This is a genomic window from Cellulomonas pakistanensis (assembly GCF_016862755.1).
In the GTDB taxonomy this organism is placed as follows: Bacteria; Actinomycetota; Actinomycetes; order Actinomycetales; family Cellulomonadaceae; genus Cellulomonas; species Cellulomonas pakistanensis.
On the sequence record NZ_BONO01000019.1, the window covers coordinates 47,087 to 71,035 of the forward strand.

The following is a 23,949-nucleotide window of genomic DNA, read 5'->3' on the forward strand; positions in this document are numbered from 1 at the left end:
GTGGGACAGAAGGTCAACCCGCTCGGGTACCGCCTGGGCATCACGACCGACCACCGCTCGCGGTGGTTCGCCGACTCGACCAAGCCGGGTCAGCGGTACCGCGACTACGTCCGCGAGGACGTGCAGATCCGCAAGCTCATGAGCACGGGTCTCGAGCGCGCGGGCATCGCGAAGGTGGAGATCGAGCGCACGCGTGACCGCGTCCGCGTCGACATCCACACCGCGCGCCCGGGCATCGTCATCGGCCGCCGCGGCGCCGAGGCGGACCGCATCCGCGGCGAGCTCGAGAAGCTCACGGGCAAGCAGGTCCAGCTCAACATCCTCGAGGTCAAGAACGCCGAGATCGAGGCGCAGCTGGTCGCGCAGGGCATCGCCGAGCAGCTCGCGTCGCGCGTGTCCTTCCGTCGTGCGATGCGCAAGGGCATGCAGTCCGCGCAGCGCGCCGGCGCCAAGGGCATCCGCGTGCAGGTCTCCGGCCGCCTCGGCGGCGCGGAGATGAGCCGCACGGAGTTCTACCGCGAGGGCCGCGTGCCCCTGCACACGCTCCGCGCGAACATCGACTACGGCTTCTTCGAGGCCCGCACGACCTTCGGCCGCATCGGCGTGAAGGTCTGGGTCTACAAGGGCGACATGACCGAGCGCGACTTCGCCCGCGAGCAGGCCACGCAGGCCCCGCGCCAGTCCCGCGGCCCCCGTGGGGACCGTGGCGACCGCGGCGGCGACCGTGGCCCGCGTGGCGGCGGCCGCCGGAACGAGCGGACCGAGGCCCCCGCGGCCGAGGCCACCGCTGCTCCGGCCGCCGAGGCGACGTCCGCTCCTGAGACCGGAACGGAGGCCTGAGCCGTGCTGATCCCGCGCAGGCTGAAGCACCGCAAGCAGCACCACCCGGGGCGCTCCGGCGCCGCGACCGGTGGCACCGCGATCTCGTTCGGCGAGTTCGGCATCCAGGCTCTGGAGCCGGCCTACGTCACGAACCGCCAGATCGAGGCTGCTCGTATCGCGATGACCCGCCACATCAAGCGTGGCGGCAAGGTCTGGATCAACATCTACCCGGACCGTCCGCTCACCAAGAAGCCCGCCGAGACCCGCATGGGTTCCGGTAAGGGTTCGCCGGAGTGGTGGATCGCCAACGTCAAGCCCGGCCGAGTGATGTTCGAGCTCGCCGGCGTCCCGGAGCCCCTGGCTCGCGAGGCCATGCGCCGCGCGCAGCACAAGCTCCCGATGAAGACCCGTTTCGTGGTTCGCGAGGGTGGTAACTGATGGCTATCGGCACCAAGGACCTGGCTCCCACCGAGCTGGACGCCTTCGACGACGAGCGCCTCGTGGCCGAGCTGAAGAAGGCCAAGGAGGAGCTGTTCAACCTGCGCTTCCAGTCGGCCACCGGTCAGCTCGAGAGCCACGGCCGCCTCAAGGCCGTGCGTCGCGACATCGCCCGGATCTACACGATCCTGCGCGAGCGCGAGCTCGGCATCCGGACCGCGCCCAGCGCGAGCGAGTGAGGACTCGATGAGCGAGAACACCAACGAGGCCACCACCGCCACGGGGACGACCCGTCCCTACCGCAAGACGCGGCGCGGCTACGTGGTCAGCGACAAGATGGACAAGACCGTCGTGGTCGAGGTCGAGGACCGGGTCAAGCACCCGCTCTACGGCAAGGTCATCCGGCGGACCAGCAAGGTCAAGGCGCACGACGAGGCCAGCACGGCCGGCGTCGGTGACCTGGTCCTCATCATGGAGACCCGCCCGCTCTCCGCCACCAAGCGGTGGCGTCTGGTGGAGATCCTCGAGAAGGCGAAGTAAGGCGCCCGCCTTCTCGTCCACTATCCGTTCGGCCAGGCTCGCCCAGCGCGAGAACCGGCAGACGACAGGAGTTCGATAGATGATTCAGCAGGAGTCGCGACTTCGGGTCGCCGACAACACGGGTGCGAAGGAGATCCTCTGCATCCGCGTTCTCGGTGGCTCGGGCCGTCGCTACGCCGGTATCGGTGACGTGATCGTCGCCACCGTCAAGGACGCGATCCCCGGCGGCAACGTCAAGAAGGGCGACGTCGTCAAGGCGGTCGTCGTGCGCACCCGCAAGGAGCGCCGGCGCGTGGACGGCTCGTACATCAAGTTCGACGAGAACGCCGCCGTGATCCTCAAGAACGACGGTGAGCCCCGTGGCACGCGCATCTTCGGCCCCGTGGGCCGCGAGCTGCGCGACAAGAAGTTCATGAAGATCATCTCGCTGGCGCCGGAGGTGCTCTGACATGGCGAAGATCAAGAAGGGCGACCTCGTGGTCGTCATCTCCGGCTCCCGCAAGGACCGGGGCAAGCAGGGGCGCGTCCTCGAGGTCCTGACGGACCGCGACCGCGTCCTCGTCGAGGGCGTGCACCGCATCACGAAGCACACCAAGGTCGGCCAGAGCCAGCGCGGCTCCCGCACCGGTGGCATCGAGACGGTCGAGGCCCCCATCCACATCAGCAACGTGATGCTGGTCGACCCGGAGACCAAGCGCGGTACCCGGGTCGGCTACCGCACCGAGCAGGTCGAGCGCGACGGCCGGACCCGCACCGTTCGGGTCCGCGTCGCCAAGCGCTCCGGTAAGGACATCTGATGACCGCCACCGACGAGACGACGCGCGCCTACCCGGTCCCGCGCCTGAAGGTCCGGTACAACGACGCCATCCGCACGGCGCTCCGCGAGGAGTTCTCCCACGAGAACGTGAACCAGGTCGCGCGCCTGGTGAAGGTCGTCGTGAACATGGGTGTCGGCGACGCGGCCAAGGACTCGAAGCTGATCGAGGGCGCGATCCGCGACCTCCAGCAGATCACGGGTCAGAAGCCGCAGGTCACCAAGGCCCGCAAGTCCATCGCGCAGTTCAAGCTGCGCGAGGGCATGCCGATCGGCGCGCACGTCACGCTGCGCGGCGACCGTGCCTGGGAGTTCCTGGACCGCCTGCTGTCGACCGCGCTGCCGCGCATCCGCGACTTCCGCGGGCTGTCGCCGAAGCAGTTCGACGGCCACGGCAACTACACCTTCGGTCTGACCGAGCAGTCGATGTTCCACGAGATCGACCAGGACAAGATCGACCGGGTCCGGGGCATGGACATCACGGTGGTCACCACCGCGACCACGGACGCGGAGGGCCGGGCGCTGCTGAAGCACCTGGGCTTCCCGTTCAAGGAGGAGAACTGACATGGCGAAGACCGCCCTGATCAACAAGGCCGCGGGCAAGCAGAAGTTCGCCGTGCGGGCCTACACCCGGTGCCAGCGCTGCGGGCGTCCGCACTCCGTGTACCGCAAGTTCGGCCTGTGCCGGATCTGCGTGCGCGAGATGGCCCACGCGGGCCAGCTCCCCGGTGTGACCAAGAGCAGCTGGTAAACAACGACGTCGCAGGTCCGCGGCGCGCCGCCCTCACGGGCGGCCGCCGCGGAAACCACGGCGAGGAAGGGCGATAGCCCCCATGACGATGACCGACCCGATCGCAGACTTCCTGACGCGTCTGCGCAACGCGAACTCGGCGCACCACGACACGGTGACCATCCCGTACTCGAAGCTGAAGTCGCACATCGCGGAGATCCTGCAGGCCGAGGGCTACATCTCCGGCTGGACCACCGAGGACGCCCGCGTGGGCAAGAACCTCGTGGTCGAGCTGAAGTACGGCCCGAGCCGCGAGCGTGCGCTCGCCGGCATCAAGCGCGTGTCGAAGCCCGGCCTCCGGGTGTACGCGAAGTCCACCAACCTGCCGAAGGTCCTCGGCGGCCTGGGCGTGGCGATCCTGTCCACGTCCTCCGGTCTCCTGACGGACAAGCAGGCCGCCAAGAAGGGCGTGGGTGGGGAAGTCCTCGCCTACGTCTGGTAATTCCGAGACGGAAAGGAGCTAGCCAATGTCTCGTATCGGCAGAATCCCCGTTTCGGTCCCGGCCGGCGTGGATGTTTCCATCAACGGCGCCGTCGTGACGGTGAAGGGCCCCAAGGGCACCCTCACGCACACGGTCGCGTCGCCCATCGAGGTCGCCCGCGACGACGAGGGGGCCCTCGTGGTCACCCGTCCGAACGACGAGCGCCTCTCGCGGTCGCTGCACGGCCTCACGCGCACCCTCCTGGCGAACCTCGTCACCGGCGTCACCGCCGGCTACGAGAAGAAGCTGGAGATCGTCGGCACCGGTTACCGCGTGACGGCCAAGGGTGACGCGCTCGAGTTCGCGCTCGGCTTCAGCCACCCCGTGTCCGTGACGCCGCCCGCCGGCATCACCTTCGCGGTCGAGTCCCCGACCAAGTTCTCGGTCTCGGGCATCGACAAGCAGCAGGTGGGCGAGGTCGCCGCGAACATCCGCAAGATCCGCAAGCCCGAGCCGTACAAGGGCAAGGGCGTGCGCTACGCCGGCGAGAACGTCCGCCGCAAGGTCGGAAAGGCTGGTAAGTGAGCCATGGCGATCAGCATCATCGGTAAGGGCAAGTTCAAGGCCCGTCGGCGCCGCCACCTCCGGCTGCGCAAGAAGGTCGCCGGCACCGCCGCGCGTCCCCGCCTGGTCGTCACCCGGTCGAACCGCAACCTCGTCGCGCAGGTCGTCGACGACGCCGTGGGCCGCACCCTGGTCTCCGCCTCGACCCTCGAGGTGGACCTGCGTGCCGCCGAGGGCGACAAGACGGACAAGGCCCGTCGCGTCGGCGAGCTGATCGCCGAGCGCGCCAAGGCGGCCGGCATCGACGCGGTGGTCTTCGACCGCGGCGGCAACAAGTATCACGGACGGGTGGCCGCGGTCGCCGACGCCGCCCGCGAAGGCGGCCTGGCGCTGTGACGACGACCATTCCCGCACGGAAGAAGAGGATCCACTGATGGCTGCTCCTCAGCGCAGCAACACGGGCGGAGCTCCCCAGGGCCAGGGCGGCGGTGACCGCCGCGACGGCGGTCGTCGCGACGGCCGCCGGGGCGACGCCGCCGAGAAGAGCGCGTTCCTCGAGCGCGTCGTCTCCATCAACCGCGTCGCCAAGGTCGTCAAGGGTGGCCGTCGCTTCAGCTTCACCGCCCTGGTCGTCGTCGGCGACGGCGACGGCACGGTCGGTGTCGGCTACGGCAAGGCCAAGGAGGTGCCCGCGGCGATCGCCAAGGGTGTCGAGGAGGCGAAGAAGAACTTCTTCCGCGTCCCCCGCATCCAGGGCACCATCACCCACCCCATCCAGGGTGAGGCCGCCGCCGGCGTCGTCTTCCTGCGCCCCGCGTCCCCGGGTACCGGCGTGATCGCCGGCGGTCCGGTGCGTGCGGTGCTCGAGTGCGCCGGCGTCCACGACATCCTGTCGAAGTCCCTCGGCTCCTCCAACGCGATCAACATCGTGCACGCCACGGTCGCCGCGCTGAAGGGTCTCGAGGAGCCGGCCGCCGTCGCCGCGCGCCGTGGTCTGCCGCTCGAGCACGTCGCCCCGGCGTCGCTGCTCAAGGCGCAGGCCGCGGGTCGTGCCGCGAAGACGGAGAAGGTGGGTGCCTGATGGCCCGCCTCAAGGTGACCCAGACGAAGTCCGCCATCGGCGGCAAGCAGAACCAGCGCGACACGCTGCGCACCCTGGGCCTCAAGCGGATCGGCGACGTCGTCGTCAAGGAGGACCGTCCTGAGATCCGCGGCATGGTCAAGACGGTGACGCACCTGGTCGCGGTCGAGGAGGTGGAGTGACGATGGCGGAGAAGGAGACCGAGAAGGTCGAGGAGACCGCTGCCGCGGCTCCCAAGGCCACGCGCGCCAAGAAGGCGACGGCGACCGAGTCGTCCGCCGCCGAGAAGCCGGCCCGCAAGGCCCCGGCCCGCACGAGCAAGGCGAAGGCCGAGGCCGAGGCGGCTGCCGAGGAGAAGCCGGCTGCGAAGGCGAAGGCCCCGAAGGCCGCCGCCGCCAAGGCCGACAAGGCCGAGGCGAAGGCGACCGAGGGTGCCGGCGGCACGCTCAAGGTGCACCACCTGCGTCCGGCCCCGGGTGCCAAGACCGCCAAGACCCGCGTGGGTCGTGGTGAGGCGTCCAAGGGCAAGACCGCCGGTCGCGGTACCAAGGGCACCAAGGCCCGGTACCAGGTGCCGGAGCGCTTCGAGGGCGGGCAGATGCCGCTGCACATGCGGCTGCCCAAGCTCCGCGGCTTCAAGAACCCGTTCCGGGTCGAGTACCAGGTCGTGAACCTGGACAAGCTGTCGGCGCTGTACCCCGAGGGCGGCGACGTCACGGTGGCGGACCTCGTCGAGAAGGGCGCGGTCCGCAAGGGCCAGCCCGTCAAGGTGCTCGGCACCGGCGAGCTCACGGTCAAGCTGACCGTGGCCGTCGACGCGTACTCCGGCTCGGCCAAGGAGAAGATCCTGGCCGCCGGCGGCAGCGTCGCGCAGGACTGACTCCCTGACGAACGGGGTCGGCGAGGGCTCCACGCCCCGCCGGCCCCGTTCGGCTTTTCCGGGGGACCGGGACCGACCGCCGCGTCGGACTCGTCCCCCACGCGCCCCCGCCGCACGGCCGCGGGGCGATGCCCACCCTGCGGCGGAAGTCCGTTAGGGTTCGGCAGGGCGTCGGGCGCTCCGAGCGCCCGGCCGACGGCGGACCGGCGCGCGAGAACCCGGCCGGTCACCACTCGACATCCCGCTTCGGCGGAGCAGGAGGACACGTGCTCAGCGCATTCGTGCGGGCGTTCAGGACACCCGACCTGCGGCGCAAGCTGCTGTTCACCGTCGGGATCATGGTGGTCTTCCGGGTCGGCTCGTTCCTGCCGACGCCGGGCGTGTCCTACCCGAACGTGCAGATCTGCATCGACCAGACCGAGTCCAACTCGCTGCTGGGCCTGGTGAACCTGTTCAGCGGCGGTGCGCTGCTGCAGCTGTCGGTGTTCGCGCTCGGGATCATGCCCTACATCACCGCGAGCATCATCATCCAGCTGCTGCGCGTGGTGATCCCGCGGTTCGAGGCCCTGCACAAGGAGGGCCAGTCCGGCACCGCGAAGCTCACGCAGTACACGCGGTACCTGACGATCGGCCTCGCGGTCCTGCAGTCGACGACCGTCATCATCACGGCCCGCAACGGCCAGCTGTTCCCGGGCTGCGGCGTCGACGTGATCCCGGACGGCAGCATCACGACGACGCTGCTCATGATCATCACGATGACCGCGGGCACCGGGCTCATCATGTGGCTGGGCGAGCTCATCACCGAGCGCGGCGTCGGCAACGGCATGTCGCTGCTGATCTTCACCTCGATCGCCGCGTCCTTCCCGGGCGCCATGTGGTCGATCGCGGGCGGCTCCGGCGGCATCGGCGCGTTCCTCGTCGTCATGGCGATCATCGTCCTGGTGATCGCGCTGGTCGTCTTCGTCGAGCAGTCCCAGCGCCGGATCCCGGTGCAGTACGCCAAGCGCATGGTCGGCCGCCGCACCTACGGCGGGTCCTCGACCTACATCCCGATCAAGATCAACATGGCCGGCGTCATCCCGGTGATCTTCGCGTCCTCGCTGCTGCAGGTCCCCGCGCTGCTCGCCGGCTTCGGCGACCAGACGGCCGGCTGGCGCGTGTGGGTCGCGAACAACCTCGCCGACCCGGGCGCCCCGCTGCACATCGCGCTGTACGTCGTGCTGATCATCTTCTTCTGCTACTTCTACACGGCGATCACGTTCAACCCGGACGAGGTCGCGGACAACATGAAGCGGTACGGCGGGTTCATCCCCGGCATCCGCGCCGGCCGCCCGACGGCCGAGTACCTGGACTACGTGATCACCCGCATCACCGCGCCCGGGTCCATCTACCTCGCGCTGGTCGCGCTGATCCCGACGATCGCCTTCATCGTCCTGGGCGTCGGCACGAACATCCCGTTCGGCGGCTCGTCGATCCTCATCGTCGTGGGCGTCGGCCTCGAGACGGTGAAGCAGATCCAGTCGCAGCTCGAGCAGCGCCACTACGAAGGGTTCCTCCGATGAGCTCCGCCTCCGGCTCCACCGCCCGTCTCGTCCTGCTGGGTCCCCCCGGGGCCGGCAAGGGCACCCAGGCCGCGCGCCTGGCCGAGCGGCTCGGCGTCCCGGCGATCTCGACCGGCGACATCTTCCGCGCCAACATCAAGGGCGGCACCGAGCTCGGCCGCACCGCGCAGGAGTACACGGCGCGCGGCGAGCTCGTCCCGGACGAGGTCACCAACGCGATGGTGCGCGACCGGCTCGCGCAGCCGGACGCCGCGCAGGGCTTCCTGCTCGACGGCTACCCGCGCAACGTCGCCCAGGTCGGCGAGCTCGACGCGATCCTCACGGACGCCGGCCGCGCCCTGGACGCCGCGCTGGAGATCACGGCCGACGCGGACGTCGTCGTCGAGCGGCTGCTGAAGCGCGCCGAGATCGAGGGCCGCGCGGACGACACCGAGCCGGTGATCCGCCGCCGGCTGGACGTCTACGCGGAGCAGACGGCGCCCATCTCGGGCGTCTACGCCGAGCGCGGCCTGCTGGTGCGGGTCGACGGGATCGGCGAGGTCGACGAGGTGACCGAGCGCCTGCTCGGGGCCCTGGCCTCGCAGGTCGGCTGACCGCGGGGGTCGTCGTGTTCGGACGCGAGAAGATCGAGCTCAAGACGCCGGAGCAGGTGCTGCTCATGCGGCGCGCCGGCCTCGTGGTCGCGGACGCCCTGGCGGCGGCCCGCGCGGCCGCGGTCCCGGGCGCCACGACGGCGGACCTGGACCGCGCCGCCGCCGCGGTGATCGCCGACGCCGGCGCGCAGCCGTCGTTCCTGGGGTACCACGACTACCCGGCGACCATCTGCGTGTCGGTGAACGACGAGGTCGTGCACGGCATCCCGTCGGGCCGGGCCCTCGAGCCCGGCGACGTGGTGTCGATCGACTGCGGCGCCATCGTCGAGGGCTGGCACGGCGACTCGGCGCTCACCCTGGTGCTGCCCGAGGCCGACCCGGCCGACGTCGCGCTGGCCGAGCTGACCGAGCGGGCCATGTGGGACGGGATCGCCGCGCTCGCCGGCGAGGGCGGCGGCCTCGCCGACCGGCTCGCGGTGGTGGGCGACGCCGTGGAGGACGCGGTCGCGGCCACGGACCCGGCTCTGAACGGCGGCGTGCCGTTCGGCATCGTGCAGGACTACGTCGGGCACGGCATCGGCTCCGCCATGCACCAGCCGCCGGACGTGCTGAACTACCGCTCGCGGGACCGCGGGCCGAAGCTGCGCGCCGGCATGTGCCTGGCCGTCGAGCCGATGATCACCCGCGGCGGTCACGCCACCGAGGTGCTCGACGACGACTGGACGGTCGTGACGGCGGACGGCGCCCGCGCGGCGCACTGGGAGCACTCGGTCGCGCTGCACGACGGCGGCATCTGGGTGCTCACGGCCGTGGACGGCGGCGCCGCGGAGCTCGCGGCGCGCGGCGTGACGGTGGCGCCGCTCGGCTGACGCCGCCCGCGCGCGGCGCCGCGCCGGACCCCGTCGCCGGGGCGCATCCGGGCCGCGGGGAAGAACCCGGCCGCCGGCGGCGTTGACGACGGCGTGCCCGGGGTCGGCGCGTCCGCTTGACGGAGCGCCACCGCGTTTCCTCGCGGGCGCCCGATGGCGTATGATTGTCCGTTGGGTGTGCGCCCTCGCGCTGTCGCACGTCCCGTCCGAGCCCGACCGCACCGCGGTCGCGCGCGTACGGGCCGCGCACCGGCGGGGACCGGGGCACGCCCACCACGTCCGAACCGCCCGCCGGCACCGCCGGGGGACGCGAGGGCGCGGAGATCGGCAGTTCAGGACAAGAGTTAGCGGAGGACATGGCGAAGAAGGACGGTGTCATCGAGATCGAGGGCAGCGTGATCGAGGCTCTCCCGAACGCGATGTTCCGCGTGGAGCTGAGCAACGGTCACAAGGTGCTCGCCCACATCTCGGGCAAGATGCGCCAGCACTACATCCGGATCCTCCCGGAGGACCGGGTGGTGGTCGAGCTGAGCCCGTACGACCTGTCCCGCGGGCGCATCGTCTACCGCTACAAGTAACCGACCGAACGAGCATCGCCGTCGGTCTGCTCCCCGAGAGGGGCCAGGCACATTCGGCGGCGGAGGAACAGGCCATGAAGGTCAAGCCCAGCGTCAAGAAGATCTGCGACAAGTGCAAGGTGATCCGCCGGCACGGTCGCGTCCAGGTGATCTGCGAGAACCTGCGCCACAAGCAGCGCCAGGGCTGAGTGCCCTGCCGCTCGGGACGCACCTGAGCAGCACACCCGCCGGACCCTGAGGGGCCGGCACCAGCGCATCGCCGAACCGGCAGCGCACCCGCACCGCGGGTCGCGACCGGTGAACCCCCGGCTCGGAGGCCGGGGCCCGCAGACCCGCGGGAGGACGGTGCGGCAGACCTCCGATCGAAGTCCAAGGAGCCGAAAGGCACATGGCACGTCTTGTCGGCGTCGACCTCCCCCGCGAGAAGCGGCTCGAGATCGCGCTCACCTACATCTACGGCGTCGGCCGTACCCGCGCCCAGCAGACGCTGGCCGCGACCGGCATCAGCCCGGACCTCCGCGTGAAGGACCTGGACGACTCCCAGCTCGTCACCCTCCGCGACTACCTCGAGGGCAACTTCAAGCTCGAGGGTGACCTCCGCCGCGAGGTCGCCGCTGACATCCGCCGCAAGGTCGAGATCGGCAGCTACGAGGGCCTGCGTCACCGCCGCGGCCTCCCGGTGCGCGGTCAGCGCACCAAGACCAACGCGCGTACCCGCAAGGGCCCGAAGCGCACCGTCGCCGGCAAGAAGAAGGCCGGCCGGAAGTAACCCGCCCGCGGCCCGCCGGGCCTGTCGCACGACGACAGCCGCCCGCGCCGCGACGGGGCACCGACCTCACGACCAGCAGCGAGAGAGAACGAGCAGATGCCTCCGAAGACCCGCAGTTCCGTGCGCAAGCCGCGCCGCAAGGAGAAGAAGAACGTCTCCCACGGCCAGGCGCACATCAAGAGCACGTTCAACAACACCATCATCTCGATCACGGACCCCAGCGGCGCCGTGATCTCCTGGGCGTCGGGCGGCGACGTGGGCTTCAAGGGCTCGCGCAAGTCGACCCCGTACGCCGCGGGCATGGCCGCCGAGGCCGCTGCGCGCAAGGCCGCCGAGCACGGCATGAAGAAGGTCGACGTCTTCGTCAAGGGCCCGGGCTCCGGTCGTGAGACCGCGATCCGCTCCCTGACCGCGGCCGGCCTCGAGGTCGGCTCGATCCAGGACGTGACGCCCCAGGCCCACAACGGCTGCCGTCCGCCGAAGCGCCGCCGCGTCTGACCCCTAGCCGGGCCGCCGCGGGCGGGGGAGCGATCCCCCGCCCGCGGCGGTGCCGGCCGGTCGCGCGGGTGGACCGAGACCCGCGTCGCCCTGCGAGTACCTGCGCTGCGTCATATGGCGGACGCACGCTGAGAGGAACCCCGAAGTGCTCATCGCACAGCGCCCCACCCTGACCGAAGAGGTCATCTCGGAGTACCGCTCGCGGTTCTCCATCGAGCCGCTCGAGCCGGGCTTCGGCTACACGCTCGGCAACTCCCTGCGCCGGACCCTGCTGTCGTCCATCCCGGGCGCCGCCGTGACGAGCATCCGGATCGACGGCGTGCTGCACGAGTTCAGCACGGTGCCGGGCGTCAAGGAGGACGTCACCGAGATCATCCTCAACATCAAGAACCTCGTCGTCTCCTCGGAGAACGACGAGCCCGTCGTGATGTACCTGCGCAAGCAGGGTGCGGGTGACGTGACCGCCGCCGACATCGTCCCGCCGGCCGGCGTGGAGGTCCACAACACGGACCTGCACCTCGCGACGCTGAACGAGAAGGGCAAGCTCGAGATCGAGCTGACCGTCGAGCGTGGCCGCGGCTACGTGTCGGCGAACCAGAACAAGTCGTTCGAGGCCGAGATCGGCCGCATCCCGGTCGACTCGATCTACTCGCCGGTCCTCAAGGTGACCTACAAGGTCGAGGCGACCCGCGTCGAGCAGCGCACCGACTTCGACAAGCTGATCGTCGACGTCGAGACCAAGCCGGCGATCAGCCCGCGCGACGCCCTGGCGTCCGCCGGCAAGACGCTGGTGGAGCTGTTCGGCCTCGCCCGCGAGCTGAACGTCGAGGCCGAGGGCATCGAGATCGGCCCGTCGCCGACCGACGCGGCCCTGGCCGCCGACCTGGCGCTCCCGATCGAGGACCTGCAGCTGACCATCCGGTCGTACAACTGCCTCAAGCGCGAGGGCATCCACTCGGTGGGCGAGCTCGTGGCGCGGTCCGAGGCCGACCTGCTCGACATCCGCAACTTCGGTGCGAAGTCGATCACCGAGGTCAAGGAGAAGCTGGCCGAGCTGAACCTGTCCCTCAAGGACAGCCCGCTCGACTTCGACCCCACCGCCGCCGCGTACTACGACGGCGACGAGGGCGACTTCACCGAGGACGAGCAGTACTGATGCCGGGGAGGCCGGCGCGCTCGCGAGCGTGACCGGCCGGCCCATCACTGGAACCAAGGAGTAAAGACCATGCCTACGCCCACCAAGGGTCCCCGGCTCGGTGGCGGCCCGGCGCACGAGCGGCTGATCCTGGCCAACCTGGCCACGGCGCTGTTCGAGCACAAGCGCATCACGACGACCGAGGCCAAGGCGAAGCGCCTGCGCCCGCTCGCCGAGCGCCTGGTGACGTTCGCCAAGCGCGGCGACCTGCACGCCCGCCGCCGCGTCCTGACCGTCGTCCGCGACAAGTCGGTCGTCCACGAGCTGTTCGTGGAGATCGCCCCGCAGATGGCCGAGCGCCAGGGTGGCTACACCCGCATCACCAAGATCGGCCCCCGCAAGGGTGACAACGCGCCGATGGCCGTGATCGAGCTCGTGCTCGAGCCCGTCTCGCCGAAGCAGGCCGTCGTCCGCGAGGCCACCAAGGCCGCGCAGAAGGCGGCTCCGAAGGCCGAGGAGGCTCCCGCCGAGGAGACCACGGTCGAGGAGACCCCCGCCGAGGGGACCACGGAGGCCACCGACGCCCCCGAGGCCGAGGCCGCCGACACCAAGGACGAGGCCGACAAGGCCTGACCTGACGTCAGCACCGGGAGGGCCCGGGTCCCGCGAGCACGCTCGCGGGACCCGGGCCCTCTCGCGTGCCCCGGGGTGCACGAGACACCCCGCGGTGCCCTCCCTGTGGGTACCCCGGAGGTGTTTCGCGCACCCCTGCGGGCGCGCCCGGCGTCGGTAGCGTGGCCCGCATGGGCGTTCCGGTGGTGCTGGTGCACGGGCTGCGGACGTCCCGGACGATGTGGCGGGTGCAGGTCGAGGCGCTGCGCGCGTACGGCTGCCCGGCGCTCGCCGTCGACCTCCCCGGGCACGGGGAGCGTCGCGGGGAGCGGTTCACGCTCGACGGGGCGGTCGACGCCGTCGCGGACGGGGTGGACGCGCTCGGCGGGCGCGCGCTCGTCGTCGGGCTGTCGCTCGGCGGGTACGTCGGCATCGCGCACGCGGCGCGGCGCCCGGACCAGGTCGCGGGCCTCGTCGCGGCGGCCTGCTCGACCCGGCCGCTCGTCGCGCTGGTCGACGGGTGGACGATCCTCGCCCGGGGGATCGCGCGGCTGCCCGATGCGGGCGCCGGGCTGAACCAGGGCATGGTCGACCGGGTGCTGTCCGCCGAGGCCGCACGGGACGTGGCGGCGGGCGGGTTCGCGCTCGACGTCATGGACGACGTGCTGGGCGCGATGCGCGCCGCGACGCCGGTGGCGGACCTGGCCCGGGTCGCGGCGCCGGTGTGGCTGGTCAACGGCCGGTACGACCACTTCCGGGGCGAGGAGCGGCGGTTCCTGCGGGCGTGCCGGGACGGGCGGCTCGTCGTGGTGCCGAGGGCCACGCACCTGGTGTCGCTGACCGCGCCCGTGGGGTTCACCCGGGCGGTGCTCGGGGCGGTCGACGCGGTGTCGGCGCGCGGCGACGGGGCGGCGAGTCCTCCACAGGGGTGACGGCGCGCGTCGTCCCCAGGCGGCCGTCCGGCCGCGGTGGTGTGTCGGTGGTCGTCCGTACGGTGGTGGTATGCCCGATCACCTGCGGGAACACCCCGCCGCCACGCCTCGCGGCGCCGGTGCGCATGCCGCCCCGGGTGGGGCGCCGAGCGCGGCCGGGGGGCCGGGCGCGGGTGGGGCGCCGGGCGCGGGTGGGGGACCGGGCGCGGGTGGGGCGCCGGGCGCGGGAGCGGGTCTCGGCGACCGGCTGGACGCCATGCCGGCGGGGGCGGCCCTGCTGGCGGAGCTCGACGCCGTGGACCTGGACTCCCTGCCGTCCTACGAGCTGAGCGAGGTGGTCGTCCAGGCCCGGCGGGTGAGCGCGCACGCCCACGCGATCGCGACGGCTGCGGCCGCGGCCCTGGACCGGCACCCGGACCTGCACCACCCGGACCTGCGCGCGGTCTGCCGGTCGCTGCCGGCGGGCACCGCGTTCGTGCACGCCGACGTCGCCGCGGCCGACCTGTCGGCACGGCTGCTCGTCCCCCCGGGCGAGGCGAAGCTGCTCATCCGCGAGGGCAGGGCGTACGCCGGGCCGTTGGCCGGGACCGGCGCGGCGCTGGCCGACGGACGGATCGAGCCGGCCAAGGCGCGGGCGATCGTCCGGGGCGCCGGTGACGAGCCCGCCCACGTCGCCGCAGCCGTGGAGGCCGAGGTGCTGCCCCGGAGCGCGGGCCGGTCCGTCGCCCAGGTCCGCACCGACGTCGCGCGGGCGCTCGACCGGGTCGACCCGGACGGGGCAGCCGACCGGCACCGCACCGCCCGGTCCTGTCGAGCGGTGTCCCGGCCGAAGGTCCTCCAGGACGGCATGGCCGGCATGTGGGCGGTGCTGCCGGCGGCCGAGGCGGTGCAGGTGGACACGGTGCTCGACGCCCTGGCGCGACGGGCACGGGAGGCCGGGGACGGCAGGACCCTGGACCAGCTGCGGGCCGACGAGCTCGTCGACCGCGTGCTGGGTCGTTCCGCGCAGCCGGTCGCTCCGGACGGCACGGTCCCAGCCCGACCCGCCGTAGCCGACGCCGGCGGGGCGTCGGGCGCGCCGGCGGCGTCCGGTCACGGGTGCCCGAGCATCCCGCGCACCGTCGTGCACGTCACCGTGCCGCTCACGACCCTGATGGGCGCCGGCGACGAGCCGGCCGACCTCGCCGGGTACGGTCCGATCGCCGCCCAGCAGGCCCGCGCCCTCGCCCTGGACCTCGGGTCCACCTGGCAGCGCATCGTCACCGACCCGCTGTCCGGCGCGGTCCTGGACGTCGGGCGCACCACCTACCGGCCTCCGGCCGCGCTGGCCGACCACGTGCGGCACCGGGACAAGTACTGCTCCTGGCCCGGGTGCTCGGTGCCCGCCGCGCGCTGCGACCTCGACCACACCGAGGAGTACGACCCTCCGCCCGAGGGCGCGCCGCCGCGCCCGCTCGGCACGACCAGCGACGGCAACCTCGGACCGCAGTGCCGCACCCACCACCGGCTCAAGACCGCCGGCGTCGTGCGCGTGCGCCAGCGCACCGCCGGGGAGTTCATCTGGCACACCGCCACCGGCCACAGCTTCCGCGTCCGGCCCGGCACGGAGGAGCCGACGCTGCACCTCACCGGACCGCCACCACCGTCACCACCACCGACGCCGCCGCCGTTCTGACCTCCGCCGCCCTGCTCCGACGGCGCCCGGCGACGTGCCCGCTCGGCGCGCGGCGATGAGCCCGCTCGGCGATCGACGGGCGACGTGGTGCCGCTCGGCCGTCACGCCTCGTGGTCGGTGCGCGCCGGGTTGCGGCTCACGCCGGCACCCCCGGCGGACCCGTCTCCGCGGCGACCCTGCCGAACCGGTCCGCCAGGCGGGCGCACGCCTCGGCGAGCTCCTGCGGCTCGACCCGGAGCATCTCGACGTCGAACCGTGCGACCGCCGCGGCCAGGGCGACCCACGACCACGACCCCAGCGTCACGCGGCACCGGCCGTCGCCAGCGTCGTCGACGAACCCCTCCGCCACGAACGGCGCGACGTCCCCGGCGTCGGCGGCGAGCAGGACGGTGCCGCGGCACGGCCAGTCCCCGTCGCCGCCCGCCTCCGCGCCCCGGAACCGCGCGGCCACGAACGCCGCGACGTCACCGCCCGGCACCTCCCGCGGCGCGAACCGGGCGCCGCCGGGCGCGCGCGGCCGGATCCGGTCGGCGCGGAACACCCGCCAGTCGGCGCGGTCGAGGTCCCACGCCACGAGGTACCAGCGGCCGCCGCGGGCGACGAGGTGGTGCGGCTCGACGCGGCGGGTCGGGCTGTCGTCGTCGTCGTCGGCGGCGCTCGCGCCCGAACCCGGACCCCCGCCCGCACCGGCACCGGCGTACCCGAACCGCAGGACCTCCCGCGCCCGCACCGCCGCGCCGAGCGCGGTCAGCACCGCCGGCTCGACGGTCGACGCACGCGCCGTCGTCATCACGGTGACCGGCACGGCGTCCACCCGGTGCGCGAGCCGCGCCGGCAGCACCTGCCGCACGGTCCGCAGCGCGCGCTCGGCCGCCTCGCCCACGTCCGCCCCGGAGGCGGCGGCGGTGCGCAGGGCGACGGTCAGCGCGACGGCCTGCTCGTCGTCGAACAGCAGCGGCGGCAGACGTGTGCCGGCGTCGAGCCGGTAGCCGCCCTCGCGCCCCCGCGTGCTGGTGATCGGGTAGCCGAGCTCGCGCAGCCGGTCGACGTCGCGCCGCACGGTCCGGTCGGTGACGTCGAGCCGGTCCGCGAGCACGGCGGCGGGCCAGTCCCGCCGGGTCTGCAGCAGCGAGAGCAGGGCGAGCAGCCGGGGCGCGGTCGTGGGCACGTCCCCAGTCTGCCGCGCACAGCGGACACGACCTGTCCGGATGGATGGCCAGTGTGGGTGCTGCGCCGGCCGCCCGGCCCGCGCACCGCACCGCGAGACGGAGTGACCGATGACCCTCACCACGACGACCCACCTGAACTTCCGCGGCGACGCCCGCGCGGCCCTGGAGCACTACCGCGACGTGTTCGGCGGCGAGCTGGCGGTCGTCACGCACGGCGACGCCGGCGCGGCCGAGGACCCGGCCGCGGCGGACCAGGTCCTGTGGGGCCAGGTGCTGTCCGACGACGGCTTCCACGTCATGGCGTTCGACGTCCCGGCGTCCCGGCCGTGGGACGCGGGCACGGACGCGTTCTACGTCTCGGTGCGCAGCGCGTCGGGCGACGAGATCACCGCGCGCTGGGAGCGGCTCGCGGCGCCGGAGGCGGGCGCGACGGTCGTCGTCCCGCTGGGCCCGTCGCCGTGGGCGCCGCTCTACGGCATGGTGTGCGACCGGTTCGGCGTCACGTGGGTGCTGGACGTCGCGGTGCCGTACGGCGGCTGAGCCCGTCGTCCGGGCGCGCGCGGCGGGGCGCCGACGTTAGGCGTCGGCGCCCAGCTGCCAGGCCCGGACGCCGCCGACGATGCCCGCCTGGTTCGGCACGACGACCACGTCGTCGCCGAGCCGGGCGAGCACCTGCGGCGTGATCTGCCGGGAGTTGCCGCCGCCGAGGTACAGCCGGTCCCACAGGACGACGGGCCGCAGCCCCTCGACCACCTGGCGCACGCGGCGGGACCACAGGCCGTCGCCGAGCCGCGCGCGCTGGATCTGCCCGATGTACTCGTCGTAGGTCGTGAGACGGCGGACCGGCGCGTGCGACCACTCGAGGTGGGGGGCGAGCCGGCCGCCGTCGAACAGCGCCGACCCGAGACCGGTGCCGAGGGTCAGGACGAGCTCGACGCCGGTGCCGGACACGACGCCCGCGCCGTGCACCTCGGCGTCGTTGAGCACGAGGGCCGGCACGCCGAGGCGCTGCTCGACGGCCGCGCGGATGTCGAAGCCGGACCACGCCGCCACGAGCTCGGGGTCGACCCGGGTGTGCGGCCCGGACCGGGTGACGTAGTGCGGCGTGGCGACGACGACCCCGTGCCGGATCATCCCGGGCATGCCGACGGTCGCCCGCTGGAACGGCGGCAGCCGGTCGGCGATGTCCGCGATCGTGTCGACGAGCCGCGACGGCGGCAGCGGGTACGGCGTGGGCACCCGGACGGCCGGGGCGTGCAGCGTGCCCGAGGCGTCCAGCACGGACGCCTTGATGCCCCCGCCCCCGCAGTCGACGGCGAGCGTGTACGGGGTGGGGGCGGGCGTGGGCACCGGACCACGGTAGAGCAGCCGGCCGGCCCGTACCCTCGGGGGCGTGCCCGACCAGCCCCTCCGCCCGGACCTCGCCGAGACGACCCCCGGCGCCCGCCCCCTCGACCGCGGGGTGCTCGACCGCGCCTCCGGCGTGCTGCTCGCGCAGGCCGCGGGTGACGCGCTCGGGGTGCCCTACGAGTTCGCGGAGCCGCCGGCGGCGGACGACCTGCCGGTGATGCGCGGCGGCGGGCTGGGCCCGTACGCGCCGGGCGAGTGGAGCGACGACACGCAGATGTCCGTCGTGGTGGCCCGGGTGGCGGCGCGCGGCGGCGGGCTGCGCTCGGAGGCGGAGCTGGACGAGATCGCCGCGGGCTTCGAGGCGTGGCGGACGGGCGGGGCGAGCGACGTCGGGACGCAGACGGCGGCGGTGCTCGCGGGCGCGGGCCGGCGGGCGGGCGCGCCGGCTGCGCGGCTGCGGGCGGCCGCTGCGGAGCTGCACGCGGCGACGGGCCGGACGGCGGGCAACGGCGCGCTGATGCGCACGGGCGTGGTGGGACTGGTGGCGCTGGACGACCGCGCGGCGACGGCCGCGGCCGCGCGCGTGGTCGCGGAGCTGACCCACCCGGACCCGCTGGCGGGCGATTCGTGCGTGCTGTGGTCGGAGGCGGTCCGGCTGGCCGTGGTGGAGCGGCGCCTGGACGTGCACGCGGGCCTGGACCTGCTGCCGCCGGAGCGCCGCGCGGCGTGGCGCGGCTGGCTGGACGACGCGGCGTCCGCGCGCCCGGTGTCGGATCTGCGCCCGAACGGGTTCACGGTCACGGCGCTGCAGGCCGCGTGGCACGCGATCATCCGGTCGGTGCCGCCGCTGCCCGAGGGCGTCGAGGTCCCGGGCCGCGTGCACGTGCCGTTGGCGCTGGCGGCGGCGGTGCGGATCGGCGGCGACACGGACACGGTGGCGGCGATCGCCGGGGCGCTGCTGGGCGCGCGGTACGGCGAGGACGCGGTGCCGGCGGTGTGGGCGCGCGCGGTGCACGGCTGGCCCGGGCTGGCGGGGCGGCGTCTGGGGGCGCTCGGCCGGGCGACGGCGCAGGGCGGCCCCGGGGTGCCCGGGACGCCGGAGCAGCAGGTGTGCCCGCTGTGCGGGACGCGCGAGCCGTTCTTCGAGCGCTACGCGGGCCACGTCTGCGGTTGGTGCTCGCGCTGGGTGACGGACTCCGCCGGCCGCCCGGTCGGTCTCTTCAACACGTCGTTCACCGGCGGGTTCACCGCGCAGTACGCGGACGGGACGACGGCGTCGGCGGAGGTGCTGGCGGGCCGGGTGTGGGTCGACGGGCGGCCGCTGCGTGCGGGCGAGGCCCGGTTCGGCGGGACGGTGGTGCAGCTGCCTGCGGGCGAGGCGCCGGCGGCGGTGGTGGTCCCGTGACCGCGCCGACGCCCGACGCGACGCCGACGGCGACGCCCGACGCGCCCCCCGTGCGCGTCCGCGTCGACCTCGCCTACGACGGCACGGACTTCGCCGGCTGGGCCCGCCAGCCCGGGCTGCGGACCGTGCAGGGCGTCGTCGAGGACGGGCTCGCCCTGGTGCTGCGCTCGGAGCACCGGGGCGACGCCCTGCCGCGGGTGACCGTCGCCGGCCGCACCGACGCCGGCGTGCACGCGCGCGGCCAGGTGCTGCACGTCGACGTCCCGCCCGGCGCGTGGGCGGCGGTGCCCGGCCGGTCGGACCGCACGCCGGAGGAGTCGCTGCTGACCCGGCTGGGCGGGGTGCTGCCGCCGGACGTCGTGGCGACGCGGGTCCGGGTCGCGCCCGAGGGGTTCGACGCGAGGTTCTCGGCGGTCGCGCGCCGGTACGCCTACCGGGTGTGCGACGACCCGGCGCTGCGCGACCCGCTGCGGCGGGCGCACGTGCTGTGGACGCGGCGGCCGCTGGACGTCGCCGCGATGCACGAGGCGGCGGGCCGGGTGCTCGGGCGGCACGACTTCGCCGCCTACTGCAAGCCGCGGCCGGGAGCGACGACGATCCGCACGCTCGACGAGCTGACGTGGGAGCGGCCCGCGGACGGGCCGGACGCCGGGCTGGTGGTGGCGACGGTCCGCGCGGACGCGTTCTGCCACTCGATGGTGCGTGCCCTCGTCGGCGCGAGCCTGGCGGTGGGGGAGGGCCGGCGGTCCGTGGACTGGCCGGCCGAGCTGCTGGTCGGCGGGCGGCGCGACCCCGGCAGCGCGGTGGTCGCGGCGCACGGGCTGACGCTCGAGGAGGTCGTGTACCCGCCGGACGCGGAGCTGGCCGAGCGCCAGCTGCGGACGCGCGCGCTCCGGTCGGCCGACGACGTCCACGCGCCCCCGCTCGCGGCGCGCGCCGCGGAGGCCTCCGCGGCGGGAGACGACGGGGAGTGACGCGGACGGCGGACCCCGGTGCCCCCGCACCCGTGCCCGCCGCCCGCCCTCACCCGCCGCGAGGAGGGTGGAGTCAGTCCTCCTCGTCGACGATGTGGACGGCGGCCTCCTCGGCGCTCGCCGCGCCGCCGTCGACGCCCGCGTCCAGCGCGAACTGGTCGTTGCCGCCCGCCTCCACGGCGTCCTCGTCCGCGAGCAGCCGGCCGGCGCGGTCGGGCTCGCGGGACGGGTCCGGCGCGCGGTCCGGGTCCTCCCAGACCTCCGGCTCCTCCTGGGCGACGCGCTGGTCGAGCGTCTCGCCGCGCGACTCCTCCCAGGGGGTCTCGCCGAAGTGGCTCGAGGCGGGGCGCGGGCGCTCCGGCGGGCTGTAGCCCTCGTCCAGCAGGTCGTCGACGCCGCGGCCGACCAGCGTGTCCTCGGCGGGCAGCTGGTCCGCGTCGCCCTCGGCGCCGGTGGCGGCGTCGGTGCTCGTGGCAGGGGTGTTCTCGCTCATGCGACGAGCCTGGCACCGCGCCCCGCGCGCTGCCACCGCACGCCGATCGGCTTGGGTCCGAGCCCCCGGACCTGGGACGATCGGCGGCATGGGTCATCTCGAGGTGCACGACGTGCGCTACGTGCTCCCCGACGGCCGCCCGCTGCTCGGGGGCGTCGACCTGCGGGTCGGCGAGGGGCAGCGCACCGCGCTGGTGGGTCCGAACGGCGCCGGGAAGTCGACGCTGCTGCGGATCGTCGCGGGCGACGAGCAGCCGCACGACGGCGCGGTGGTGCGCACGGGCGGGCTGGGCGTGATGCGGCAGGACGTGGGCCGGATCGCCGACGACCGCTCGGTGCGCGACCTGCTGGCGTCGCTGGCGACGGGCGCGATCGGCGCGGCGGCCGCGGAGCTCACCGCCGCCGAGCTGCTGATGATGGAGGTCGACGACGAGCCGTCGCAGATGCGGTACGCGCAGGCGCTCGCGGACTGGGCGGACGTCGGCGGCTACGAGGTCGAGGCGGACTGGGACCGGGTGACGGACGCGGTGCTGTCGATCCCGTTCGACGCCGCGCAGCACCGCGGGGTGCGGACGCTCTCGGGCGGGGAGCAGAAGCGGCTCGTGCTGGAGGCGCTGCTGCGCGGCCCGCAGGAGGTGCTGCTGCTCGACGAGCCGGACAACGCGCTCGACGTGCCGACCAAGCGGTGGCTGGAGCGGAAGCTGCTCGACAGCCCCAAGACGGTGCTGCTGGTGAGCCACGACCGCGAGCTGCTGTCGCGGGTGCCGACGCACGTCGCGACGCTGGAGCCCGCGCGCACCGGCGCGACGGTGTGGATCCACGGCGGCACGTTCACCACGTACACCGAGGCCCGGGAGGCGCGTCGCGAGCGGCTGGCCGAGCTCGCGCGCCGCTGGGACGAGGAGCACCAGAAGCTGGTCACGCTGGTGAACACGCTGAAGACGAAGGCGGCGTTCAACGACGGGCTGGCGTCGCGGTACTCCGCCGCGCAGACCCGGCTGCGCAAGTTCGAGGAGGCCGGGCCGCCGGAGGTCGTCGCGCACGACCAGCATGTGCGGGTGCGGCTCCGCGGCGGGCGGACCGCCAAGCGCGCGGTCGTCGCCGAGCAGCTGGAGCTGACCGGGCTGATGCGGCCGTTCGACCTCGAGGTGTGGTTCGGCGAGCGCGTGGCGGTGCTCGGCTCGAACGGGTCGGGCAAGTCGCACTTCCTGCGGCTGCTGGCGGCGGGCGGCTCCGACCCCCATCCCGACCAGGGTCCGGCCGAGGGCGAGCTCCCGATCGACCCGGTGCGGCACACCGGTGTCGCCCGGCTGGGCTCGCGGGTCGTCCCCGGGTTCTTCGCGCAGAACCGGCAGCACGCGCAGGACGCGGCGTTCGCCGGCCGGACGCTGCTGGAGATCCTGCACCGCGGCGAGGGTCGCCGGGCCGGCATGGGGCGCGAGCCCGCGAGCAAGGCGCTGGACCGCTACGAGCTGGTCGCGTCCGCCGAGCAGCGGTACGAGACGCTGTCCGGCGGGCAGCAGGCCCGGTTCCACATCCTGCTGCTGGAGCTCGGCGGGGCGACCCTGCTGCTGCTCGACGAGCCGACCGACAACCTCGACCTGCACTCGGCGGAGGCGCTGGAGGCCGGGCTCGCCGCGTTCGAGGGGACGGTGCTGGCCGTGACGCACGACCGGTGGTTCGCGCGCGGGTTCGACCGGTTCCTCGTGTTCGGCGAGGACGGGGCCGTGGTCGAGACGCCGGAGCCGGTCTGGGACGCCGGCCGGGTGGCGCGGGCGCGCTGACCAGGCGCACCGGCCGGTGACCGACGTCGCTTTGACCGGTCCCGGCCGCGGCGGCTACCCTGGTGAGTCGTTGTGCGTCCGTCGGTGTCGACCCTGGTGCGTTCCCACTCACCGGTCCACGGACGACGCACCGACGGTACTCATCGGCTGACCCCGGCTTCTACGGGATTGCCGTGGACACAGTCAGAGACATAGAGAAGGCAACGACCGTGCGCACGTACACCCCGAAGCCCGGCGACGTCCAGCGGAACTGGTACGTCATCGACGCGACCGATGTCGTCCTGGGCCGCCTCGCCACCCACGTCGCCACGCTGCTGCGCGGCAAGCACAAGGCGACCTTCGCCCCGCACGTGGACGGCGGCGACTTCGTCATCGTCATCAACGCGGACAAGGTCGCGCTGACCGGCAACAAGCGCGAGACCAAGCTCGCCTACCGCCACTCGGGCTTCCCGGGTGGTCTGCGGGCGACCACGTACACCGACCTGCTCGACAAGCACCCCGAGCGTGCCGTCGAGAAGGCCGTGCGTGGCATGCTCCCGAAGACCTCGCTGGCCCGCCAGCAGCTCTCGAAGCTCAAGGTCTACCGCGGTGCCGAGCACCCGCACGCCGCCCAGCAGCCGAAGCCCTTCGAGATCACCCAGGTCGCGCAGGGCTGACGCCCTCGAGCACACCGGAACAGGACGCGAGACACATGGCCGAGACCACGGTCGACATCGACCTTGAGGGCGGCGAGACGCCCAGCAGCTACACCTCCGAGACGGCCGCTCCGGCCGGCCGCGGCCAGAGCCTGACGGCTCCGGGTCAGGCCCTGGGCCGCCGCAAGGAGGCGATCGCCCGCGTGCGCCTGGTGCCCGGCACCGGCCAGTGGAAGATCAACGGCCGCACCCTCGAGGACTACTTCCCGAACAAGGTGCACCAGCAGCTCGTGAACTCCCCGCTGAAGCTGGTGGAGGTCGAGGGCCGCTTCGACGTCATCGCCCGCATCAGCGGCGGCGGCGTCACCGGCCAGGCCGGCGCCCTGCGCCTGGGCATCGCCCGCGCGCTGAACGAGATCGACGCCGAGCACAACCGCCCGGCGCTCAAGAAGGCCGGCTTCCTGACCCGCGACCCGCGCGTCGTCGAGCGCAAGAAGGCCGGTCTCAAGAAGGCCCGCAAGGCCCCGCAGTACTCCAAGCGCTGATCCCCGGACCAGCGACCGCGG

The 23,949-nt window shown here is 73.6% G+C and carries 34 protein-coding genes; 31 read left to right on the forward strand and 3 right to left on the reverse strand.

Annotated features, from left to right (window positions below; all coding sequences use genetic code 11):
* From rpsC to Cpa01nite_RS12860, 25 genes are all read left to right on the forward strand, one after another.
* A complete protein-coding gene (rpsC, locus tag Cpa01nite_RS12740) occupies positions 1 to 840 on the forward strand; it encodes a 30S ribosomal protein S3 (RefSeq protein WP_203669142.1) in 840 nt (279 codons plus the stop codon).
* Between the two features lie 3 nt (positions 841 to 843).
* Positions 844 to 1,260, forward strand: coding sequence for a 50S ribosomal protein L16 (rplP, locus tag Cpa01nite_RS12745; RefSeq protein ID WP_122147685.1), 417 nt, complete (start codon positions 844 to 846; stop codon positions 1,258 to 1,260).
* Complete coding sequence (rpmC, locus tag Cpa01nite_RS12750) at positions 1,260 to 1,499, forward strand: 50S ribosomal protein L29 (protein ID WP_109130752.1); 240 nt, start codon at positions 1,260 to 1,262, stop codon at positions 1,497 to 1,499. The genes rplP and rpmC overlap by 1 nt, the downstream gene beginning before the upstream one ends.
* A gap of 7 nt (positions 1,500 to 1,506) precedes the next feature.
* A complete protein-coding gene (gene rpsQ, locus Cpa01nite_RS12755; protein ID WP_203669143.1) occupies positions 1,507 to 1,800 on the forward strand; it encodes a 30S ribosomal protein S17 in 294 nt (97 codons plus the stop codon).
* 79 nt (positions 1,801 to 1,879) lie between these two features.
* Positions 1,880 to 2,248: a 50S ribosomal protein L14 gene (rplN, locus tag Cpa01nite_RS12760; RefSeq protein ID WP_146838605.1), complete on the forward strand. Its 369-nt coding sequence runs from the start codon at positions 1,880 to 1,882 to the stop codon at positions 2,246 to 2,248.
* Position 2,249: 1 nt separating this feature from the next.
* A complete protein-coding gene (gene rplX / locus Cpa01nite_RS12765) occupies positions 2,250 to 2,597 on the forward strand; it encodes a 50S ribosomal protein L24 (RefSeq protein ID WP_154728251.1) in 348 nt (115 codons plus the stop codon).
* Positions 2,597 to 3,178, forward strand: coding sequence for a 50S ribosomal protein L5 (gene rplE, locus Cpa01nite_RS12770; RefSeq protein ID WP_147794353.1), 582 nt, complete (start codon positions 2,597 to 2,599; stop codon positions 3,176 to 3,178). The genes rplX and rplE overlap by 1 nt, the downstream gene beginning before the upstream one ends.
* A gap of 1 nt (position 3,179) precedes the next feature.
* Positions 3,180 to 3,365: a type Z 30S ribosomal protein S14 gene (locus Cpa01nite_RS12775; protein WP_122147680.1), complete on the forward strand. Its 186-nt coding sequence runs from the start codon at positions 3,180 to 3,182 to the stop codon at positions 3,363 to 3,365.
* Positions 3,366 to 3,447: 82 nt separating this feature from the next.
* Positions 3,448 to 3,846 (forward strand): 30S ribosomal protein S8, encoded by a 399-nt coding sequence (rpsH, locus tag Cpa01nite_RS12780; protein WP_147794352.1) that lies wholly within the window; start codon positions 3,448 to 3,450, stop codon positions 3,844 to 3,846.
* A gap of 25 nt (positions 3,847 to 3,871) precedes the next feature.
* Positions 3,872 to 4,411, forward strand: a complete 540-nt coding sequence (rplF, locus tag Cpa01nite_RS12785) for a 50S ribosomal protein L6 (RefSeq protein ID WP_203669144.1) — start codon at positions 3,872 to 3,874, stop codon at positions 4,409 to 4,411.
* A 3-nt stretch (positions 4,412 to 4,414) separates the two neighbouring features.
* Positions 4,415 to 4,786 carry a 50S ribosomal protein L18 gene (rplR, locus tag Cpa01nite_RS12790; protein WP_203669145.1) on the forward strand — a complete coding sequence of 124 codons (372 nt, stop codon included), beginning with the start codon at positions 4,415 to 4,417 and terminating at the stop codon, positions 4,784 to 4,786.
* A 37-nt stretch (positions 4,787 to 4,823) separates the two neighbouring features.
* Positions 4,824 to 5,471 (forward strand): 30S ribosomal protein S5, encoded by a 648-nt coding sequence (rpsE, locus tag Cpa01nite_RS12795; RefSeq protein WP_203669146.1) that lies wholly within the window; start codon positions 4,824 to 4,826, stop codon positions 5,469 to 5,471.
* A complete protein-coding gene (gene rpmD, locus Cpa01nite_RS12800; protein ID WP_146838591.1) occupies positions 5,471 to 5,653 on the forward strand; it encodes a 50S ribosomal protein L30 in 183 nt (60 codons plus the stop codon). Before rpsE ends, rpmD begins: the two co-directional genes overlap by 1 nt.
* 2 nt (positions 5,654 to 5,655) lie before the next feature.
* Positions 5,656 to 6,351: a 50S ribosomal protein L15 gene (gene rplO, locus Cpa01nite_RS18690; RefSeq protein WP_239068751.1), complete on the forward strand. Its 696-nt coding sequence runs from the start codon at positions 5,656 to 5,658 to the stop codon at positions 6,349 to 6,351.
* Positions 6,352 to 6,617: 266 nt separating this feature from the next.
* Positions 6,618 to 7,913, forward strand: a complete 1,296-nt coding sequence (gene secY / locus Cpa01nite_RS12810) for a preprotein translocase subunit SecY (RefSeq protein ID WP_203669147.1) — start codon at positions 6,618 to 6,620, stop codon at positions 7,911 to 7,913.
* Positions 7,910 to 8,506, forward strand: a complete 597-nt coding sequence (locus tag Cpa01nite_RS12815) for an adenylate kinase (protein WP_203669148.1) — start codon at positions 7,910 to 7,912, stop codon at positions 8,504 to 8,506. The genes secY and Cpa01nite_RS12815 overlap by 4 nt, the downstream gene beginning before the upstream one ends.
* Positions 8,507 to 8,520: 14 nt before the next feature.
* Positions 8,521 to 9,375: a type I methionyl aminopeptidase gene (gene map, locus Cpa01nite_RS12820; protein ID WP_203669149.1), complete on the forward strand. Its 855-nt coding sequence runs from the start codon at positions 8,521 to 8,523 to the stop codon at positions 9,373 to 9,375.
* 356 nt (positions 9,376 to 9,731) lie between these two features.
* Positions 9,732 to 9,953 (forward strand): translation initiation factor IF-1, encoded by a 222-nt coding sequence (infA, locus tag Cpa01nite_RS12825; RefSeq protein WP_020016137.1) that lies wholly within the window; start codon positions 9,732 to 9,734, stop codon positions 9,951 to 9,953.
* Positions 9,954 to 10,027: 74 nt separating this feature from the next.
* Positions 10,028 to 10,141, forward strand: a complete 114-nt coding sequence (gene rpmJ, locus Cpa01nite_RS12830) for a 50S ribosomal protein L36 (RefSeq protein ID WP_013117849.1) — start codon at positions 10,028 to 10,030, stop codon at positions 10,139 to 10,141.
* Positions 10,142 to 10,341: 200 nt separating this feature from the next.
* Entirely contained in the window at positions 10,342 to 10,722 is a 381-nt protein-coding gene (gene rpsM, locus Cpa01nite_RS12835; RefSeq protein ID WP_203669150.1) for a 30S ribosomal protein S13, read from the forward strand.
* 96 nt (positions 10,723 to 10,818) lie between these two features.
* Positions 10,819 to 11,220 (forward strand): 30S ribosomal protein S11, encoded by a 402-nt coding sequence (gene rpsK / locus Cpa01nite_RS12840; protein ID WP_147794341.1) that lies wholly within the window; start codon positions 10,819 to 10,821, stop codon positions 11,218 to 11,220.
* A gap of 145 nt (positions 11,221 to 11,365) precedes the next feature.
* On the forward strand, positions 11,366 to 12,376 hold the full coding sequence (locus Cpa01nite_RS12845) for a DNA-directed RNA polymerase subunit alpha (protein WP_203669151.1): 1,011 nt from the start codon (positions 11,366 to 11,368) through the stop codon (positions 12,374 to 12,376).
* 69 nt (positions 12,377 to 12,445) lie between these two features.
* The gene (gene rplQ, locus Cpa01nite_RS12850; protein WP_203669152.1) at positions 12,446 to 12,988 is read left to right on the forward strand and encodes a 50S ribosomal protein L17; all 543 of its coding nucleotides are present in this window, start codon (positions 12,446 to 12,448) and stop codon (positions 12,986 to 12,988) included.
* A gap of 170 nt (positions 12,989 to 13,158) precedes the next feature.
* On the forward strand, positions 13,159 to 13,899 hold the full coding sequence (locus Cpa01nite_RS12855) for an alpha/beta fold hydrolase (protein ID WP_203669153.1): 741 nt from the start codon (positions 13,159 to 13,161) through the stop codon (positions 13,897 to 13,899).
* A gap of 256 nt (positions 13,900 to 14,155) precedes the next feature.
* Positions 14,156 to 15,574, forward strand: coding sequence for a DUF222 domain-containing protein (locus tag Cpa01nite_RS12860; protein ID WP_203669154.1), 1,419 nt, complete (start codon positions 14,156 to 14,158; stop codon positions 15,572 to 15,574).
* Between the two features lie 136 nt (positions 15,575 to 15,710).
* On the opposite strand, the gene Cpa01nite_RS12865 is transcribed toward Cpa01nite_RS12860, so the two are convergent.
* Positions 15,711 to 16,742, reverse strand: coding sequence for a helix-turn-helix transcriptional regulator (locus Cpa01nite_RS12865; protein ID WP_203669155.1), 1,032 nt, complete (start codon positions 16,740 to 16,742; stop codon positions 15,711 to 15,713).
* Positions 16,743 to 16,851: 109 nt separating this feature from the next.
* On the opposite strand from Cpa01nite_RS12865, the gene Cpa01nite_RS12870 reads away from it, so the two are divergent.
* Positions 16,852 to 17,283: a VOC family protein gene (locus Cpa01nite_RS12870; RefSeq protein WP_203669156.1), complete on the forward strand. Its 432-nt coding sequence runs from the start codon at positions 16,852 to 16,854 to the stop codon at positions 17,281 to 17,283.
* A 36-nt stretch (positions 17,284 to 17,319) separates the two neighbouring features.
* On the opposite strand, the gene Cpa01nite_RS12875 is transcribed toward Cpa01nite_RS12870, so the two are convergent.
* Positions 17,320 to 18,093 (reverse strand): ROK family protein, encoded by a 774-nt coding sequence (locus Cpa01nite_RS12875; RefSeq protein WP_203669157.1) that lies wholly within the window; start codon positions 18,091 to 18,093, stop codon positions 17,320 to 17,322.
* 43 nt (positions 18,094 to 18,136) lie between these two features.
* Between Cpa01nite_RS12875 and Cpa01nite_RS12880 the strand changes: the two genes are divergently transcribed.
* Positions 18,137 to 19,498, forward strand: a complete 1,362-nt coding sequence (locus Cpa01nite_RS12880; protein ID WP_239068752.1) for an ADP-ribosylglycohydrolase family protein — start codon at positions 18,137 to 18,139, stop codon at positions 19,496 to 19,498.
* Entirely contained in the window at positions 19,495 to 20,472 is a 978-nt protein-coding gene (locus tag Cpa01nite_RS12885) for a tRNA pseudouridine synthase A (protein ID WP_203669158.1), read from the forward strand. The genes Cpa01nite_RS12880 and Cpa01nite_RS12885 overlap by 4 nt, the downstream gene beginning before the upstream one ends.
* Before the next feature lie 73 nt (positions 20,473 to 20,545).
* Here the strand turns inward: Cpa01nite_RS12885 and Cpa01nite_RS12890 are convergent, their stop codons facing one another.
* A complete protein-coding gene (locus tag Cpa01nite_RS12890) occupies positions 20,546 to 20,965 on the reverse strand; it encodes a DUF5709 domain-containing protein (RefSeq protein WP_203669159.1) in 420 nt (139 codons plus the stop codon).
* Positions 20,966 to 21,053: 88 nt separating this feature from the next.
* Between Cpa01nite_RS12890 and Cpa01nite_RS12895 the strand changes: the two genes are divergently transcribed.
* The 3 genes from Cpa01nite_RS12895 (at position 21,054) to rpsI (ending at position 23,928) form a co-directional block, all read left to right on the forward strand.
* Positions 21,054 to 22,748, forward strand: coding sequence for an ATP-binding cassette domain-containing protein (locus Cpa01nite_RS12895; RefSeq protein ID WP_203669160.1), 1,695 nt, complete (start codon positions 21,054 to 21,056; stop codon positions 22,746 to 22,748).
* A gap of 209 nt (positions 22,749 to 22,957) precedes the next feature.
* Entirely contained in the window at positions 22,958 to 23,404 is a 447-nt protein-coding gene (gene rplM / locus Cpa01nite_RS12900) for a 50S ribosomal protein L13 (protein WP_147794330.1), read from the forward strand.
* A 35-nt stretch (positions 23,405 to 23,439) separates the two neighbouring features.
* Positions 23,440 to 23,928: a 30S ribosomal protein S9 gene (rpsI, locus tag Cpa01nite_RS12905; RefSeq protein ID WP_147794329.1), complete on the forward strand. Its 489-nt coding sequence runs from the start codon at positions 23,440 to 23,442 to the stop codon at positions 23,926 to 23,928.
* The last annotated feature ends 21 nt before the right edge of the window (positions 23,929 to 23,949 follow it).

Bases quoted from the DNA above. Each gene is read 5' to 3' on its own strand.
- Cpa01nite_RS12895 (WP_203669160.1), top strand. From the start codon at position 21,054: ATGGGTCATCTCGAGGTGCACGACGTGCGCTACGTGCTCCCCGACGGC.
- rpmC (WP_109130752.1), top strand. From the start codon at position 1,260: ATGGCTATCGGCACCAAGGACCTGGCTCCCACCGAGCTGGACGCCTTC.
- Cpa01nite_RS12870 (WP_203669156.1), top strand. From the start codon at position 16,852: ATGACCCTCACCACGACGACCCACCTGAACTTCCGCGGCGACGCCCGC.
- Cpa01nite_RS12815 (WP_203669148.1), top strand. From the start codon at position 7,910: ATGAGCTCCGCCTCCGGCTCCACCGCCCGTCTCGTCCTGCTGGGTCCC.
- rplN (WP_146838605.1), top strand. From the start codon at position 1,880: ATGATTCAGCAGGAGTCGCGACTTCGGGTCGCCGACAACACGGGTGCG.
- Cpa01nite_RS12855 (WP_203669153.1), top strand. From the start codon at position 13,159: ATGGGCGTTCCGGTGGTGCTGGTGCACGGGCTGCGGACGTCCCGGACG.
- rpsM (WP_203669150.1), top strand. From the start codon at position 10,342: ATGGCACGTCTTGTCGGCGTCGACCTCCCCCGCGAGAAGCGGCTCGAG.
- rpmD (WP_146838591.1), top strand. From the start codon at position 5,471: ATGGCCCGCCTCAAGGTGACCCAGACGAAGTCCGCCATCGGCGGCAAG.
- Cpa01nite_RS12860 (WP_203669154.1), top strand. From the start codon at position 14,156: ATGCCGGCGGGGGCGGCCCTGCTGGCGGAGCTCGACGCCGTGGACCTG.
- rplX (WP_154728251.1), top strand. From the start codon at position 2,250: ATGGCGAAGATCAAGAAGGGCGACCTCGTGGTCGTCATCTCCGGCTCC.
- rplR (WP_203669145.1), top strand. From the start codon at position 4,415: ATGGCGATCAGCATCATCGGTAAGGGCAAGTTCAAGGCCCGTCGGCGC.
- rplO (WP_239068751.1), top strand. From the start codon at position 5,656: ATGGCGGAGAAGGAGACCGAGAAGGTCGAGGAGACCGCTGCCGCGGCT.
- rpsH (WP_147794352.1), top strand. From the start codon at position 3,448: ATGACGATGACCGACCCGATCGCAGACTTCCTGACGCGTCTGCGCAAC.
- rpsI (WP_147794329.1), top strand. From the start codon at position 23,440: ATGGCCGAGACCACGGTCGACATCGACCTTGAGGGCGGCGAGACGCCC.
- rpsE (WP_203669146.1), top strand. From the start codon at position 4,824: ATGGCTGCTCCTCAGCGCAGCAACACGGGCGGAGCTCCCCAGGGCCAG.
- Cpa01nite_RS12775 (WP_122147680.1), top strand. From the start codon at position 3,180: ATGGCGAAGACCGCCCTGATCAACAAGGCCGCGGGCAAGCAGAAGTTC.
- rplE (WP_147794353.1), top strand. From the start codon at position 2,597: ATGACCGCCACCGACGAGACGACGCGCGCCTACCCGGTCCCGCGCCTG.
- rplQ (WP_203669152.1), top strand. From the start codon at position 12,446: ATGCCTACGCCCACCAAGGGTCCCCGGCTCGGTGGCGGCCCGGCGCAC.
- rpsQ (WP_203669143.1), top strand. From the start codon at position 1,507: ATGAGCGAGAACACCAACGAGGCCACCACCGCCACGGGGACGACCCGT.
- rplF (WP_203669144.1), top strand. From the start codon at position 3,872: ATGTCTCGTATCGGCAGAATCCCCGTTTCGGTCCCGGCCGGCGTGGAT.
- Cpa01nite_RS12890 (WP_203669159.1), bottom strand. From the start codon at position 20,965: ATGAGCGAGAACACCCCTGCCACGAGCACCGACGCCGCCACCGGCGCC.
- rpsK (WP_147794341.1), top strand. From the start codon at position 10,819: ATGCCTCCGAAGACCCGCAGTTCCGTGCGCAAGCCGCGCCGCAAGGAG.
- rpmJ (WP_013117849.1), top strand. From the start codon at position 10,028: ATGAAGGTCAAGCCCAGCGTCAAGAAGATCTGCGACAAGTGCAAGGTG.
- infA (WP_020016137.1), top strand. From the start codon at position 9,732: ATGGCGAAGAAGGACGGTGTCATCGAGATCGAGGGCAGCGTGATCGAG.